9 protein-coding genes and 2 pseudogenes are annotated in these 16910 nt (G+C 47.6%); 10 read left to right on the forward strand and 1 reads right to left on the reverse strand.

The window, feature by feature from the left end:
• The first annotated feature begins 401 nt into the window (after positions 1–401).
• Positions 402–1346: pseudogene (locus JGK20_RS07475) on the forward strand (IS630 family transposase).
• A gap of 991 nt (positions 1347–2337) precedes the next feature.
• On the opposite strand, the gene JGK20_RS07480 reads toward JGK20_RS07475, so the two are convergent.
• Positions 2338–2475: a hypothetical protein gene (locus JGK20_RS07480; RefSeq protein WP_293184582.1), complete on the reverse strand. Its 138-nt coding sequence runs from the start codon at positions 2473–2475 to the stop codon at positions 2338–2340.
• A gap of 335 nt (positions 2476–2810) precedes the next feature.
• On the opposite strand from JGK20_RS07480, the pseudogene JGK20_RS07485 reads away from it, so the two are divergent.
• The 9 genes and pseudogenes from JGK20_RS07485 to JGK20_RS07525 all read left to right on the forward strand — a co-directional run.
• Positions 2811–3425, forward strand: a pseudogene (locus tag JGK20_RS07485) (S8 family serine peptidase); the annotation flags it as partial.
• Positions 3426–4159: 734 nt separating this feature from the next.
• On the forward strand, positions 4160–6148 hold the full coding sequence (locus JGK20_RS07490; RefSeq protein WP_293190747.1) for a PatA/PatG family cyanobactin maturation protease: 1989 nt from the start codon (positions 4160–4162) through the stop codon (positions 6146–6148).
• Positions 6149–6244: 96 nt separating this feature from the next.
• On the forward strand, positions 6245–6496 hold the full coding sequence (locus JGK20_RS07495; RefSeq protein WP_293190745.1) for a cyanobactin biosynthesis system PatB/AcyB/McaB family protein: 252 nt from the start codon (positions 6245–6247) through the stop codon (positions 6494–6496).
• A gap of 23 nt (positions 6497–6519) precedes the next feature.
• Complete coding sequence (locus tag JGK20_RS07500) at positions 6520–7281, forward strand: cyanobactin biosynthesis PatC/TenC/TruC family protein (protein ID WP_293211726.1); 762 nt, start codon at positions 6520–6522, stop codon at positions 7279–7281.
• A gap of 52 nt (positions 7282–7333) precedes the next feature.
• Entirely contained in the window at positions 7334–9664 is a 2331-nt protein-coding gene (locus tag JGK20_RS07505) for a TOMM precursor leader peptide-binding protein (RefSeq protein WP_293190741.1), read from the forward strand.
• Between the two features lie 134 nt (positions 9665–9798).
• Positions 9799–10086, forward strand: coding sequence for a DUF5837 family cyanobactin class RiPP (locus JGK20_RS07510; protein ID WP_293190738.1), 288 nt, complete (start codon positions 9799–9801; stop codon positions 10084–10086).
• A 357-nt stretch (positions 10087–10443) separates the two neighbouring features.
• Positions 10444–11397 carry a LynF/TruF/PatF family peptide O-prenyltransferase gene (locus JGK20_RS07515; protein WP_293203147.1) on the forward strand — a complete coding sequence of 318 codons (954 nt, stop codon included), beginning with the start codon at positions 10444–10446 and terminating at the stop codon, positions 11395–11397.
• A 65-nt stretch (positions 11398–11462) separates the two neighbouring features.
• Positions 11463–12383: a LynF/TruF/PatF family peptide O-prenyltransferase gene (locus JGK20_RS07520; protein ID WP_293190733.1), complete on the forward strand. Its 921-nt coding sequence runs from the start codon at positions 11463–11465 to the stop codon at positions 12381–12383.
• A 400-nt stretch (positions 12384–12783) separates the two neighbouring features.
• Positions 12784–16656 (forward strand): PatA/PatG family cyanobactin maturation protease, encoded by a 3873-nt coding sequence (locus JGK20_RS07525; protein WP_293190731.1) that lies wholly within the window; start codon positions 12784–12786, stop codon positions 16654–16656.
• Positions 16657–16910 lie beyond the last annotated feature (254 nt).

The raw sequence follows: 16910 nt of genomic DNA on the forward strand, positions 1-16910 counted from the left end.
TTGGTTCTAAGAGCAAAAATAAAATATACTTTTCGGCGTTGCATTGTGCTGTCGAGGGTTTGGTAGTTTTTCTCATTGTCAAATACCTGGAAAGTAGACTACTCATATTGATTGATCGATTCACTATTTTGTGATTTTGTCAATGCGTAAGTCCTAGATATTGATTAACAAAGGCACATAGAGATAGGGTATCGATCGATTGCCCCGGCAAACGTTCCGGATTCAATCCCTGTAAAAGCCCATCCGTCAATACGCTATAGGAACCACTTGCCAACTCGTAGGCCGGTTCGATCGCCTGGGATGCGGCCACAAAACAGCGACTAAGTAGGTCGGCACAAAAAAACATAACTATGTTAAGATAAGTAAAGAAAAAGAATATATCTAGTGAGGTAATTCAATATATGGGTGCTAGATTAAGGGTATTCCTGACTCAACAGCAAGACAAAACTCTCTTAAAACTGAGAACTGCGGATGTACCACAAAAAGTCAAAGACAGAGCAGAAGTAATTAGATTAAATGCACATGGCTGGTACGTTGAAAAAATAGCTGCTCATTTTAACTGGACTCCACAAACAGTGAGAAAGGTTTTACATAAATGGTCGCATCTAGGCATGGAAGGGCTTTGGGAGTCACCTGGTCGAGGAGCCCTTCAAGTGTGGAAAGAGGAAGATATAGAGTTTTTAAAAGAATGCCTCAAAAACGAACCACGTACATATAACAGTCTTTAATTAGCCCAGAAATTAGAAAAAGAACGTTCTGTTAAACTAAGTGCTGCTCGATTAAGACGCATACTAAAAAAAAGGTTTATTTGGAAAAGAGCGAGAAAAAGTCACAAAGGAAAACAAGACCCCATAGTACAAGAAACGAAGCAATCCGACTTAGATATGTTGCAATTAGAGGCAGCGGCGGGAGGAATTGACTTAAAGTATTTAGATGAATAAGGGTTTTGTATGTGGAGTGAACCAGGTTATACTTATTACCCAATAGGTGAGCAAAAACGGTTAGAACAAACGAAACGGCGTGGTCGTAGACTAAGTATTGTCGGACTTCTTCAACCTGACATCAGTTTTGTCTACGGTTTGGTAATTGGAGGTGTCGATCGAAAAGCTTATATCAAAATTATGGAACTCCAAGCCCAGGAAGCTGCTGAGATTGGACGACCGAGAGTAATTGTACAAGACAACGGCCCAATACACCGATGCAAAGAAGTCCAAGAGTTATGGCCACATTGGGAAAAGCAAGGTTTATATATCTTCTTTTTACCCAAGTATTGTTCGGAAATGAACCCCATTGAATTGGAGTGGCAACACATTAAGAAAGATGAGTTGGCTGCGACATTTGTTTGATGATGAATTAGAACTCGCCTACGCCGTAATTCATGGAGTAGAAGCTAGAGGACAAAGGGGAAATTACACTACGCAACGTCTTAAGTTTAACTCCAATTAGGTAACTTAATGTTTTGTTACATAGAGTGGTTTTTTCCCGCCTACCTACTTAATGCTTTTGTTAAAACTCAGGAACTCGCCATGTCGAAAGGCTTCGATGACTTTGTTGCCAAACCGTTCCGAGAGGCAGTAATTTTCGAGAAGATGGCGAGTCGATTGAGAAGCTTTATAAAGCAGCCGCTTGTGGAGACGAGCAAGCGGTAAGGCTGTTGATTGAGCGAGTTGCGCTGTCGCAGAAGCAAATTGCTGCGGCTCTAACTAAATTAGTTGACAATCAATACTTCGGACAGTTTTTTAACGGCTCTGTAAGCGTTACAGCGTAAGCCATGGCATTTTTAATGATTTTTTGAAACGAGCGGGCTAGAATTAAAGATTGAAAAAATAGTCATCTCTATAGCCATCAAGGGTTTGAGAGCCTCGATTAGATCTAAAACTGTCCGAAGTATTGGACAATATGAGCTTAGATATTATCAGCGATTTGACTCAGAAGTGCTTTTCGGCCGATTGTACGATCGCCCAATCCCAAGACAGTTCTCAAAGTTAACTCCCTGTTTAGAACCCGTACCTCATACCATTTTTCTAAAGATCCGATAGAGATCGAACACGACAAGACATTGTAATTTATACACTTTCCCTGTTTGCTAAAGTCTGTCATAACTTTAAAAAAATGGTATTAGCGCTCTTTCGTCACTTTCATGAGAGTAAATTCTCGAAGACACGACAGCAAAGGATCTCTTGCCAAATGCTCCCAACGCCAGCAAGGTGTTAGAAAATCGCTCCACAAAACCATACCAGATTAGCATTATCAAATTATGGTCAGATTTTTCCTTTCTTAGAGTGATGAAAGAGCGTTAGTCGGGTCAAGCAGCGATCGCGAGTGGGACTTGGGCGGTTAGCGCTTCATATTCGGGGAAAGAGTTTGTCTTTGGCGATCGGGAAGCTGCACCAACATCAGCATCAACACGATCGCTAGTACCGCCAACGCCCGAAGCTGTATTGCCAGCACCAACACCACCATCACCCGAAACACCCGCAGCAGAACCCCTCCCCGTTCAATTCACGGAAAGCAGCCTGACTCACTGACTTCAAGTACCCGATAAAGAAGCGACGGTCGGGTTTACCGTTGATATGTCCGTCAAAGAGCTTTCGCGGGACGCGAACTTTCCGCGATCGACGATCGCAGTCTGCTACTTACCCGAGCCAACAAGTATAAATTAATACCCTAAAATTTTTTAAAAAAGGATATGTGTAACAGACAATAAAATTTAACAAAATTTTAAAGAAAACAGGTTTTTTTCAGCGCAAATTAAAGTAATCTATCTGTTGAGGCCGAAAACCAGCCAGACCTAAATATTTTTAGATTAAATGGCCGATACAACCCAAATCCCAGGAATTCAAAGCCTGTGGGAAAAAACGTCTGGTGATTCTCAAATTTGTGTTGCGGTACTTGACGGCTTAGTAGACCGGACTCACCCTTGTTTTGCCGGAGCTGACCTGAAACGACTGCCGACATTAGTCCAGGAAGAAGTCTGTACCACCGGTGCGATGTCTTTGCACGTTACTCACGTTGCCAGCATAATCTTCGGGCAGCACGGCTCGGAGATAGCGGGAATTGCGCCTAAATGTCGGGGATTGATAGTTCCGATCTTTTCCGACAACCATTCTAGAGTGTCTCAGCTAGACATGGCTCGCGCGATCGAAACTGCTGTGAATGCCGGCGCTCACATCATCAACATCAGCGGCGGTCAACTTACCGAAATAGGTGAAGCCGAAGGCTGGCTGGAGAGTGTTGTGGAACTGTGCAGCGACAACAACGTATTAATTGTGGCTGCTGCTGGGAACGACGGCTGCAATTGCTTGCACGTCCCCGCAGCCCTTCCGGCAGTCTTGGCAGTGGGAGCAATGGACGATCTCGGTCGGCCTCTAAACTTCAGCAACTGGGGAGAAACCTACAGCAATCAGGGTATTCTCGCCCCAGGAGGAACTTAGATGTATTTTACGATCGCTCTCTAATTTTTGCGCTAAAAAAATTTATTTGACTATTAATAAAATTAATAGTTGATTTTTTCGCGAGCTATCTATACTATATATAAGTTAATATTTTCATTCACACTTTTAGAATAGCTAAAATTCGATGATGAAACAGCCCCGCCCTCTGAAATATGATTTTTATAAATTTTACTTGACAGATTTCAAATGTTACTGTACTGTTGTAAAGGTATAGAAATACCAGTCAAACGGTAAGGTACATCTCAAAAACTTGATAGTCAACTAGATGATCGGATCAAATAAACTTGTGACTAAGATTCTAAGAGTCCGTATATTTGATCGTAAAATCAGTTGTACCGGGTACAAATAAATCTAAAATCCTTATCCTGCTTAGGCTTATCTATTTTAGACTTATCTGTTATTTAGGGAGATGTCTATTAAGTTTGACTCTTGGTAATCCTGAAATATCAGGGCTTTGATAACGATGGATTAACCGTTTTACTTCGTAATTATCCTTGCCATGCAGAACTACTTGATTCTTTTAAAACGATATTCCGGGCTATTTTTAGATAGCCAAATGGCTTATTTTTTATAACTTTGAGCCACTACGAATAATTAAATCAATTTAATTTTCGTCCCTGACTTGTATTTGATTCAAGAGTTTTATACTTCTAGCCTTGTAAAACTTGTATTATGGTTCCCCTAACTGTTCCGAGTCTTGTTAAATGTTAGATACATTAAGCACCATATCCCAGGGAAATAATAGTATTTGTATTGCCGTTTTGGATGGCCCTGTCGATCGGAATCATCCTTGTTTCCAAGGTGCAGATTTAACTTATTTGCCCACCTTAGTTAGAGGGGAAGCTCAAACTAATGGCAATATGTCCATTCACGGAACTCACGTTGCCAGCATTATTTTTGGGCAACCGGGTAGTTCGGTGCAGGGAATAGCTCCCCGATGTAAGGGAATAATAGTGCCGATCTTTGCCGACGATCGCCGCAAGACATCTCAGCTAGATTTAGCTCGGGGAATCGAGCAAGCGGTCAATGCAGGAGCACACGTTATTAACCTCAGTGGGGGTCAACTGACCGACTTTGGCGAAGCTGATGGGTGGCTGGAAAATGCGGTTCGTCTGTGTCGAGAAAACAACGTCTTGCTCGTTGCAGCGGCTGGAAATAATGGTTGCGATTGCCTGCACGTACCCGCAGCGTTGCCCGCAGTGCTAGCAGTCGGGGCGATGGATGCAAATGGCAAACCCTTGGGATTTAGCAACTGGGGTGAAACCTATCAAAACCAAGGTATTCTTGCCCCCGGCGAGGATATTTTGGGGGCTAAACCCGGTGGTGGCACCGACCGTCTCAGCGGTACGAGCTTTGCCACTCCGATTGTCTCAGGTGTAGCAGCAGTGCTGCTGAGTCTTCAGCGGGAGCGGGGAGAAACCCCCGACCCCCAAAAAGTTCGTCAAATACTGTTGCAGAGTGCTTTACCCTGCGACCCTGACTTGCCAGAAGAAACCAGGCGGTGTCTGACAGGCAAACTGAACATCCCTGGAGCAATAACGTTACTAAAAGGAGGAAATATGGCAGAGAATTTCGCATCAGTGGGTGCATCAGAAGTAGAAGCTACAGGCTGTGGTTGTGATGGCAGCCTGAGCAATACGGGTGAAGCGATCGCCACCGCGCAAGGGCAATCGCCTCAAACCTCGGTTGCAACAGCAGCCACTGCGACTGCTGGGGCTGTCCCCAGCAACACCCCAAACTTGCAAGATTTGATTCAATCGTTTCCCACTGCTACAACCCAACAACCAATGATGCCAAATTTAACTGCTAATTCCGTCACCGCCAGCCAAGCCCCCAGCGAAATCGCTGACATGGGTCAGATTGTCTATGCCCTAGGAACCCTCGGTTACGACTTCGGAACCGAAGCTCGTCGGGACTCGTTCAAACAACTGATGCCCCCTTTTAACTTTGGGACAACGATGGTTCCGGCGAACCCCTACGATGCCCGTCAGATGGTGGACTACCTGGACGCCAATATTTCTGAGGCGCGATCGCTCATTTGGACGCTTAACATTGAACTGACTCCGGTCTATGCGATCGACCCCACTGGTCCCTTCGCAGCCGAATCCTACCGTGCTCTCCACGAACTCCTCGCGGGTCAAATTCAACCAGAAAACGATTCAGAATACGTCGAGCGCGTCAGCATACCAGGCATCTTGACCGGGCGCAAAGTCAAGCTATTTTCCGGTCAAGTTATTCCGGTAATTGAACCCCAAAGCACCCGTGGCATCTACGGCTGGAAAGTCAACAACTTGGTCACTGCCGCGATGGACGCGGTACAAGCTGAAGACGGCACTGCTGACGAAGACCGCATCCGCAAAACCTTAGATGGCTTCCTCAATCGCATCTACTACGACCTCCGCAACTTAGGAACCACATCCCAAGACCGCGCCCTCAATTTCTCTGTCACTAACGCTTTCCAAGCGGCCCAAACCTTCAGCGAAGCGGTTGCTGTGGGCATGGAACTCGACAGCGTTACTGTTGAAAAAAGTCCCTTCTGTCGCATGGATAGCGACTGCTGGGATGTGAAATTGAAATTCTTCGACCCTGAAAACAGCCGTCGTGCCAAGAAGATTTTCCGCTTCACCATTGATGTGAGCGATCTGATTCCTGTTACTTTGGGCGAAGTTCGTTCTTGGTCTTCACCGTACTAAAAGGCGACACAATTTGAGTGAGAGTGCAATCACAAAAAGCACTCTCGCCAAGAGAGCTAAATTTGTTCACCCTATCAATGCGGAGAATCCTCAATCATGCGACTTCCTCTATTGTCTCCCCCAGTCAAACGCCCCCATTTCATCCAGCCTGCGCTGTGCGTAGATGTGGAAAATGGTAATCCCGATGATTTGGTGCATATTCGGATGGATCTGCTTCATGGTGCTAACTATAACGATCCTTCAGCCTATGCCAACCGCAGTTTCAACCAAGTGATGCACTCTAGTGCCAGCCAAAGTGCAGCCAGCCAGGGCTGGGGTGGCTTTGGGGGCATGGGACGATTCTATTAACGAGCCACTAGCCACTAATCACCATGCCTCAGCAAACTGAAATCCTATGGCAAATTGGTCAACCTGGTAAAGGAAGTCAGGAGTTTTCGCAGGTAGGTGGGTGGCACGCTGAATTTACCTATGTTGTTGGGTCAGATAAAGACCCCATTAACCAGCCACAGATGCCATCGCTGCTAGTGGTTCCAGCTTGCAAAACCAAACCGCAGAGGAAGGGAAAGTACCTTTTTTCCACCGACAAACTGAATATCCAATTCACCCTTGGCAAAAACTACAGCACAGGCGAACTTACACTCTTTTACAACTTTTTTGGTTCTCAAGTTGACACCCTTTTGGTTGATGGTGAGCCAGTGACCGAACTCGTCGGGGTCGGGTCAGGCAAGCCAACCAAAACCCAGATTCCTTTGCCAGCCCTCAGCGCCGGGAAACATATCTTGACCCTGACCACCGCTGTTGGTTTGGGAGATGGGGCACACCGGATCGACTACCTCAAGCTAGAGGGGATTGTGGCTTCCCAGCCACCGCAAACCCTCCAAACACCTAAAGAAACTAAGGAAACTAAGGAAACTAAGGAAACTATGGCTAATGAGAAAAAGGAAACGGGTAAGGAGAAAACAGAAGTAACACCCTCTGAGGTCTCCTCCACGCCAGAACAGAAAAAGTCTTACGTGCCGACTTCCCAGACAGGGCTGCAAGATTATTCCTTCTGGTGCGACTACGCCAAGAAGCAAGCCAAGAAGTCAGAAAAACACCCTAAACCCTTCCGCCGGGGCCGCATCTGGGCCTAATCCCTAGCCTGTCTTGTTATCATCGTCCACTTAATGACTGACTGTTCGCTCTATGCAATCCACCACACTGCTCCAAATTAAGCCCCACTTTCATGTCGAGGCGATCGAGCCAAACCAAGTCTACCTCCTTGGCGAACAGAGCAACTACGCCCTCACCGGGCAACTCTACTGCCAAATCGTGCCTCTTTTGAATGGGCAACACACCCGGGAGCAGATTGTCGAAAAATTTGATGGGGCAGTCCCAGCGGAACACATTGACTATGTGCTCGATCGGCTCGCAGAGAAAGGCTACCTCACCGAGGTAGCCCCGGAACTATCCTCGGAAGTGGCAGCATTTTGGAGCGAGTTAGGGATTGCACCCCCCGTAGCAGCCGAGGGGCTACAGCAGCCGGTGACGCTGACAACGGTGGGCGATAACATCAGTGAAGTCACGGTTGCTGCCCTGGCAACTGCCCTGCGGGACATGGGCATTCCGGTGCAAAATTCCGCAGATGCAGATTCTTCAGTGGCGTTGAACATCGTCTTGACCGATGACTATTTGCAGCAGGAACTAGCCGCCATCAACAAGCAGGCTCTGGAGCGCCAGCAAACTTGGCTGCTCGTCAAGCCAGTAGGCAGTGTCCTGTGGTTGGGACCGGTGTTTGTTCCGGGAAAGACGGGGTGTTGGGGCTGTCTTGCCCATCGGCTGCGGGGCAACCGCGAAGTTGAGTCGTCGGTCTTGGTGCAAAAACAAGCCCAGCAGGAGCGCAATGGTCAGCATGGGTCTGTGGCGAGCTGCTTGCCTACGGCACGGGCGACGCTGCCTTCGACCTTGCAAACGGGGTTACAGTTCGCCGCCACCGAGATAGCCAAGTGGATTGTCAAGCAACACGTCAATGCCACTGCGCCGGGAACGGCACGCTTCCCAACCCTCGACGGCAAGGTGATCACCTTCAACCAGACAATTCTGGACTTGAAAAGCCATATCTTGATTAAGCGGCCGCAATGTCCGACCTGTGGTGACCCGGAAATTATGCAGCGACGAGCGTTTGAACCGCTGAAGCTAGAATCGCGCCGCAAGCAGTTCACCCATGATGGTGGTTACCGTACCACCAGCCCAGAACAGACCTTGCAGAAATACGAGCACTTGATCAGCCCTGTTACGGGAGTGGTAACGGAACTGGTGCGGCTCTCTGACCCGACTAATCCCTTGGTACATACCTACCGGGCGGGGCATAGCTTCGGCAGTGCCACCACCCTACGGGGGCTGCGTAATACCCTAAAATACAAGAGTTCTGGCAAAGGTAAGACCGATAGCCAATCCCGAGCTAGTGGTTTGGGCGAGGCGGTGGAACGCTATTCGGGCATCTTTCAGGGAGACGAACCCCGCAAACAGGCAACCCTGGCGCAACTAGGGGACTTGGCAATTCATCCAGAGCAGTGTTTGTACTTTAGCGATGAGCAGTATGCCAATCGGGAGAGCTTGAACGCTGAGGGTTCAGCGGCAGCCTATCGCTGGATTCCCCATTGGTTTGACGCCAGTAAAGCGATCGACTGGACACCAGTGTGGTCGTTGACTGAGCAAAAGCACAAATATGTACCTACTGGCTTTTGCTACTACAACTACCCCATGCCAGACGCTGAGCGCTTCTGTAAGGCGGATTCCAACGGTAATGCAGCAGGCAACACCCTGGAAGAAGCAATCTTGCAAGGGTTTATGGAACTGGTGGAGCGCGATTGTGTAGCTCTGTGGTGGTACAACCGCCTCAGCCGTCCGGGGGTGGACTTGACGAGCTTTGACGAGCCATACTTTGTCCAGTTACAGCAGTTCTACCGGGAACAGAACCGGGAATTATGGGTGCTGGATTTGACTGCTGACTTGGGAATTCCAGCCTTTGCAGGTCTATCTAATCGCACGGTGGGTTCAGAGCGAATAGCTATTGGTTTTGGGGCACATCTCGACCCGAAGATTGCCATTGTTCGTGCCCTCACTGAAGTGAGCCAAGTTGGGCTGGAGCTTGACAAAATTCCTGACGAGCGGATTAAGGGTGAGTCGAGAGACTGGTGGCTAGAAGTGACTCGAGCAAGTCATCCTTGTTTAGTCCCAGATGCATCGCAGCCGCTTAAGACTGCCAATGATTACCCGAACTCTTGGAGTGATGACATCTACACAGATGTGATGAATTGTGTGGAGAGGGCCCAAGCAGTAGGGCTAGAAACACTGGTGTTAGACCAGACGCGACCGGACATTGGCTTGAGCGTGGTCAAAGTGATTGTACCGGGAATGCGAACCTTTTGGTCGCGGTTGGGTCCAGGGCGGCTCTATGATGTGCCGGTGAAGTTGGGATGGCGAACCGTGCCCCTGCCTGAAGCAGAGATGAACCCTACAAATATACCGTTTTAAGTCTTTTTAAAGTTTGCAGGCGACGGCTTCGCTACGTGCCAAATGTCGTCCTAATAGGCTTCTTTCCAAAGAAGAAGAGGATTGACCCACCTCAACGGGTCAACAAACCAAACAACAAAATGAGGAAATTACTCATGGAAAAGAAGAACATTCTGCCCCAACAAGGCAAACCAGTGATGCGGAGCACCACTGGTAAACTCCCCACCTACTTGGCTGAACTCTCTGAGGAATCTCTCGGTGATGCTGGTGTGGGAGCATCTGCCACTACTTGTATGACTGCCTTCGATGGTGCGGAAGCATCTATCACTCATTGTATGACTGCCTTCGATGGTGCGGAAGCATCTATCACTCATTGTATGACTGCCTTCGATGGTGCGGAAGCGTCTGCCAGTACTTGTATTACTGCCTTCGATGGTGAGTAAGGATATGTAGCCTAGCTTACTTCAGTGGCACTACAGTTAACCTCCAGTTGCCATAGAAGTGATTTACTAGGCTGTGAGTTGTTGACGAGGTTAAAGATGTCGAGTTGCGAGCAAAACTTTACTTTATCCTGAGTTTTGTACACTTTCTTCATCTACCTCGTCTTCATCTTACACCTCCCAAAAGACAGGCGCTACAACGCTTCGGCGTTTAGCGGTGTGAAAAATGGGAAATTAATCGCCATCAGGTCAATCTCAGTGGCGATTAATTTCCACTAAATATTTTTTGCTAAAAAAGCAATCCGTACTTTGTTGTTAAACTTAGGCAATCCATTAAAATTAGCAACAAAAATTACTAAGATGATTACCCTAACTTCTATGCTTCAAAATAATCGTCTCAAAGACCGCCGTATTCAGTTTATCCGAGCCCATCAAGAGGCTTTTGATGTTGAGCCAACCTTCCCTCTCCCTCTTTTTGAAGAGGTAATTCTTGAGATTGAAGGTTCTTGTTTTGTTGAATCCTCTTGCCAAATTGAAGGTGGCCGAGTGCTAGCAGGGCGTCATGAGGTTTGTAAATATCCTGGAAAGTCTTGGCCGGAATCGCTAACTCATGCGTTTAAGTTATTAGATAAAATTGAGAATCAGTTGGGTATACGCATTAATCGTAACTCGTTTGAGCAGTTTGCAGCAGCACATATTGGCTCTCGTAAAATCACGAACAACAGTATTGGCATTCACTTGGGTTCAAAGCTGGAAGATTCCAGTGCAGTCTTCTATGTTTATATCGATGACGAGGAAGATCCTGAAGAATTAGCAAGGACAGCAATCGCTCTTGATGGCGGTCACTATTCAGATGAATTAACACAGGTTTTGATTAGAGATACTTGGGCAATTAGCTTTAAACTTTTCTTGGATGGTCGTAGTCGCGTCGAGCTATGTCCTTATGCTCCAGCACAGCCAGGATCATTAGGAATTAGAGGAAAGTATCTTACACCCTACATACAAAAACACTTTTCACCGAAGGTAAATTCTATTTTCAGGGGTTCTTATCTCCTTATGACACGCTTCTCTAAAGACTATGCAATGCCAGTCTTATGGTTTTACTTCACAAACATCAAAGACATACCAAAATATTTTCTATTTAATAGTTTAGGTGATAAGATATACGATTATTGTCAAAGTCAAAGTTGCATCACGGGTACTGGTGTGGCTGTTGCAGAGCCAGAGTTAGAGAAGACTCGATTAGAAAATTTTTGCTTTTACTACGATCAACGTGACGGATGTCAGCCACGTCCTGGTTTTGAATTTTCTTAAAAATGACCTAATATTTCGCAATTTCCCTTTACTAACATCCTCCAATAATCCCGTTCTGAAACTCTATGCTTCAAAATATTCAAAATAATCGTTTCAAAGACCGCCGTATTCAGTTTATCCGAGCTCATCAAGAAGCTTTTGATGTTGAGCCAACCTTTCCTCTCCCTCTTTTTGAAGAGATAATTATTGAAATAGAAGGTATATGTAGTGTTAAACCGTCTTGCAAAGTTGAAGGTAGTCAACTGCTAGCAGGACGTTATGAGACTGTTGTTCTCCCTATGAGAAAAACTTGGCCAAAATTGCTAACTCATACGTTTAAGTTCTTGGATAAAATCGAGAATCGGTTAGGTGTACGTCTCAATCGTAAATCGTTTGAGCAGTTTGTCGCAGCACATATTGGCTCCCGCAAAATTATGGATAACACGATTGGCATTCACTTAAGTTCAAAGCTGGAAGATTCCAGTGTGATGCTGTATATCCATCTCGACACGGAGGAAGATTGTGAAGAATTAGCAAGGACAGCGATCGCTCTTGATGGTGGTCACTACTCAGATGAATTAACACAGGTTCTGATTAGAGATATGGGCGTCATCGGTTTTGAACTTTTCTTCGATGGTCGTACTCACCTGACTCTATGTCCTGTTACTCCAGCACAGCCTGGATCATTAGGAAACAGAGGAAAGTATTTGACACCATACATACAAAAATACTTTTCAGAAAAAGTGAATTCCATTTTCAGGGAATCATCTATCTTCAAAATATGCTTCTCTAAAGCTTATGCAAGGCCAGTTTTAGGGTTTTACTTCAAAAACCTCAAAGACATACCAAAATATTTTAGGTTTAATAGCTTAGGTGATAGGATTTATGGCTTTTGTCAAAGTCAAACTTCTATCATTTTTTCTGGTGTGTATGTTACAGAGCAAGAGTTAGAAAACAGTCGATTAGAAAATTTTAATTTTTACTACATTCGATATGAAGAATATTAACTACATCCGTAATTTTGATTGTTTTTGAAAAAGATTCTGATGAGGAAATCAAAACTGAAGACTACTAGAGCAATTTCCACTCTGATGCGGTACACCACAAGGAACGCAAGTATTCTGCCCCTAAAGTTGGATTGACTTTACAGGTTTGGAAACCGCTATACATCCTGCACTCAGCACAATAAAATCCGAACAATAGGCAACGCCGCCAATCAGAACATCATGAATCTATCTTTCAAACAGCGCGTCAAACAGTCGTTCAACAGTCTGAAAAAAATGATAACCTTCTAACATTACACTGCTCCAATTGTTAACATCAAATAAGATTCCATTTATAATAATTTCATCGATCGCTATTGCCATTGACTCACTTTCCCAATCATCGTTTCCCATTATCTACGCCATGAGCAATCACCCTTTCGCGGTTTCCCTCAACCCTTTTGTCCAAGTCAAAAGCGCCGAAGACTACTACACCCTGCACTCGGCAGAATCCGATCCGACCGCTTTGCTAACCCTTGCCACAACGCCCGGAATCGGTATGGCTCTGGATCGTCTCAAGGAAGGCAACACCACCACCGCATCTCTCGTGCAAGGGTTAGCCGAACTCGATGGTCGGGCAGCCGGGGAACAGTTTGCAGTGACGCTACAACAATTGGATGAGCGGAGTTGGCTCAGTTACGCTGTGTTGCCGCTGGCAGTGGCGGTTCCGATGGTGGATTCTGCTGAGTTGAATTTGACCGAACTCTACTGGACACAAACCCGTCTGGGCCTGTCCCGCTTTGCCTACCAACATCCCTATGAAGGCACAATGGTGCTGGAGTCCCCGCTCTCGAAGTTTCGGGTCAAGCTCCTCGACTGGCGAGCAAGTGCGCTCCTGGCTCAACTCGCCCAGCCCCAAACCTTAGCAACACTGACGCCACCGCCCTACCTCGGACCAGAAACTGCCTATCAGTTCCTCAATTTGCTTTGGGCTGCGGGGTTTCTGACGGCTGACCCTGAACCCCCCTCGCTCCAGCTTTGGGAGTTTCACAACCTGCTGTTCCATAGCCGCAGCCGCTTGGGTCGTCATGACAATCCAACAGTAGATGAAAAGTTTGACCAGTGGTCGAATTTCCCGGTGGTGAAGCCGCCCATGAGCGACCGGATTGTACCGCTACAGCGTCCGCATTTGGGGACGTTGATGTGTAACGATGCCACGCTCACGCAAGCGATCGAAGCACGAAAATCCGTTCGAGATTATGATGAGAACCATCCAATGTCGGTCGAGCAACTGGGCGAACTACTGTATCGCACTGCCCGTGTTAAGGAATTAATTAACCAAGACCAGCTAATTAGTAAAGATTTGCAAAAAAAGTTAGGTACTGTTGCAGATTTTGACTATGGCGAGTTGAGCCGACGGGCTTATGCTGGTGGCGGGGGAATGTATGAATTAGAAATTTATCCGGTGGTACGGCATTGTCAAGGCTTGAATTCAGGGGTGTATCACTACGACCCTCTCAATCACCAGCTAGAGCAGCTACTAGAATGGGGGGATGATATTTTAGTTGCGTTAGGTTATGGCTTGGTCGAGAAATTCTGGGATCCACGTCCACAAGTGACGTTAGTAATTACAGCACGGTTCGGTCGCATATTTCGTCGCTATTACGCTATCGCTTATTCGACTGTGCTTAAGAATCTTGGACTGCTCTATCAAAACTTTTACTTGGCGGCAACCAATATGGGTCTGGCTCCCTGTGCAGTGGGGGCTGGGGATAGCGATGCTTTTGGTCGAGCGATAGGCCTAAACTATTTGGAAGAGTCGGCTGTCGGAGAATTTTTGCTCGGGTCGTTGCCCAACCGCAATGTTGAAGCAAGTGGACTGGAGTCGATTGAGGTTGATAGCTCAGAATATCAGACTGAGACTATGGTCTCGGCTAGGGAGACTGAATTGGGTGGAGTTGAGGCTAAGCCTGAGTCTGGTGAGACAGGAGTATTGAGAAATCAGCTTGAGCCAGTTGGGCTAGTGGCAGAAATTCCGCCGCCTGGGGTGTGGGACAGTTCTGACAATACCTCGGTAAAAGTTGAGGACATTGGGGCTGAGGCTGTTGACTTGGCTCCTTCAGATTTACTCTCCCAGACTCCAGATTCATCCAGTGTCGCTGAGGGTGAAAGATCGTCAGCGGCGGTTTCAGCTAGTAAAGTTGATAGCTCTGCAACCAAACTATCGCTGGCACTCCACCCCCATGACCTCGACGATCGCATTCCTGGACTGGCCCAACTCCACAACCAAACTCTCGGCGACCCCCGCATCACGATTGTAATTCTAGACGGCGACCCAGATTACACATTGTCCTGCTTTGCTGGAGCTGAAGTCTCCAAGGTGTTTCCCTACTGGCACGAACCAGCAGAACCAATCAGCCCACAAGATTACGCCACCTACCAAGCAATCCGCGACCAGGGGCTAAAGGGTAAAAAGAAGGAAGATGCATTCTACGCTGCCCTCCCAAAAAACAAGGAGCGGGTTGAACTCAATGACCATGCCTGCCACGTCACCAGTATCATTGTGGGGCAAGAACACAGTCCTGTTTTCGGTGTGGCTCCCAAGTGTCGGGTAATTAATATGCCCCATGATGCACTAGGAAACTATGCCGATATGCTGTCACCCCTCAACATAGCCCGTGCCTTCGACTTAGCCTTAGAGTTGGGAGCAAATATTATCCACTGCGCTTTTTGTCGCCCCACCCAAACGGGAGAAGGAGAAGAGATCCTTGTCCAAGCGATTAAGAAATGTCAAGACAACAATATTTTGATCGTCGCGCCGGTGGGGAACAATGTACACCAATACTCGTGTCTGCCCGCCATGCTGCCGGGAACTTTGGCAGTGGGAGCCGCAAAAGTCGATGGTACACCGTGTAAATTTAGCAACTGGGGCGGCAACAACACAGAAGAAGGCATCCTTGCTCCGGGTGAAGATATTCTAGGGGCGCAACCCTGCACCGAAAAACCTGTGCGTCAGACAGGAAGCAGCATGGCTGCTCCTGTCATCACGGGCATTTCTGCGCTGCTGATGAGTTTGCAACTGCGAGAAGGAAAACCCATCGATGCCGAAGCCATCCGAGCCGCCCTACTCAACACCGCGATTCCCTGCGACCCAAAGGTTGTAGAAGAACCGGAACAATGTCTGCGCGGCTTTGTCAATATCCCCGGCGCAATGAGAGTGCTGTTTGGGCAACCCTCCCTCACCATTTCCTTCGCGGGCGACAAAGTGACCCGCACCGAACGTGCTGGATATGCCATGCCTAGTGCTACGGTTGCCCCGGCTGGCATCACCGCCGCTATAACGGCTACTGATACCAGCCCAGCCGTGCAACCCGCCACTCTTGCTACACCCACAGAAGCATCCGTTACTGTTGCTGACTCCGCCACAGTGGAAGCCAGCACCGCCTATTCTGGCAACGTTTACGCCCTAGGGACTCTTGGCTACGACTTCGGGGATGAAAGCCGCCGCGACACTTTCAAGCAACTGATGGCCCCCTCCGAAATCAACGGTATCATGGTGCCCGCAGACCCCTACGATGCCCGCCAGATGATCGAATACCTCGATCGCAACCCCGATGAAAGCCGTTCGTTAATCTGGATATTGAACTTGGATGGAGACACGATCTATGCCCTAGATCCAACAGGGCCGTTTTCAACAGATATCTACGAGATATTTCTGCTCATGTTGGCGGGGCAACTAGAGCCAGAAACCAGCGATGAGTTTGTAGAGCGGATCAGCGTACCCGCCCGACGCACCAACCGCACGGTGGAACTCTTCTCCGGTGAAGTTGTGCCTGTGGTGAAGGTACATGACGTGCGGGGGATGTACGGCTGGAAAGTGAATGCTCTGGTGAACGCGGCAATGGTGCGAATCTCTCGTCAAGTAGACGAAGCCCAAGAACCGATCGTCCGACAAGCTCTGACCTCCTTCCTCAACCGAGTCTACAACGATCTCCGGAATTTGGGGCAGACTTCGCGCGATCGAGCGCTCAACTTCGCTGCCACTAACATATTCCAAGCCGCTGTGACCTTTGCTCGGGCGATCGCCCAGCGTCGTCAACTGGACACCATTACAGTGGAAAAAAGCCCTTTCTGTCGCCTCAACAGTGACTGTTGGGATGTCAAGCTAGAGTTCTTCGACCCGGAAAGCAGTAGTCGATCGCGCAAGGTTTTCCGCTTTACCCTTGATGTGGTGCAGCCGATGCCAGTCACTTTGGGTGAGGTGAGGAGCTGGTCAATCCCTGGTAAAGTGAGTTGAACGCACTGGTGACGGACTCACGTCACAAGAGTCGGTATGACATGAGCTTCTAGGCCATTCCAGAATTTCCTTGAACTGAGATCTTGCACCATTTTCAATTAGCCTTTCATGGGCGGGCGGGACGCCCACCCCACAAGAAAACTCACTCTTTGTGGAACAGGCCGGAAAGCCTGTTAAGCGAGAATGGTGCAAGATCTCAGTTCAAGGTACTCGTAATTTTAGGAATAATCCTAATACCTTTGCGCGACTTAAGT

The organism is Microcoleus sp. PH2017_05_CCC_O_A, assembly GCF_020738785.1.
In the GTDB taxonomy this organism is placed as follows: domain Bacteria; phylum Cyanobacteriota; class Cyanobacteriia; order Cyanobacteriales; family Microcoleaceae; genus Microcoleus.

What these genes read in the sequence shown, in the direction of transcription:
- JGK20_RS07490 (WP_293190747.1), top strand. Translation starts at nt 4,160, where the DNA reads ATGTTAGATACATTAAGCACCATATCCCAGGGAAATAATAGTATTTGT.
- JGK20_RS07505 (WP_293190741.1), top strand. Translation starts at nt 7,334, where the DNA reads ATGCAATCCACCACACTGCTCCAAATTAAGCCCCACTTTCATGTCGAG.
- JGK20_RS07520 (WP_293190733.1), top strand. Translation starts at nt 11,463, where the DNA reads ATGCTTCAAAATATTCAAAATAATCGTTTCAAAGACCGCCGTATTCAG.
- JGK20_RS07515 (WP_293203147.1), top strand. Translation starts at nt 10,444, where the DNA reads ATGATTACCCTAACTTCTATGCTTCAAAATAATCGTCTCAAAGACCGC.
- JGK20_RS07525 (WP_293190731.1), top strand. Translation starts at nt 12,784, where the DNA reads ATGAGCAATCACCCTTTCGCGGTTTCCCTCAACCCTTTTGTCCAAGTC.
- JGK20_RS07500 (WP_293211726.1), top strand. Translation starts at nt 6,520, where the DNA reads ATGCCTCAGCAAACTGAAATCCTATGGCAAATTGGTCAACCTGGTAAA.
- JGK20_RS07495 (WP_293190745.1), top strand. Translation starts at nt 6,245, where the DNA reads ATGCGACTTCCTCTATTGTCTCCCCCAGTCAAACGCCCCCATTTCATC.
- JGK20_RS07510 (WP_293190738.1), top strand. Translation starts at nt 9,799, where the DNA reads ATGGAAAAGAAGAACATTCTGCCCCAACAAGGCAAACCAGTGATGCGG.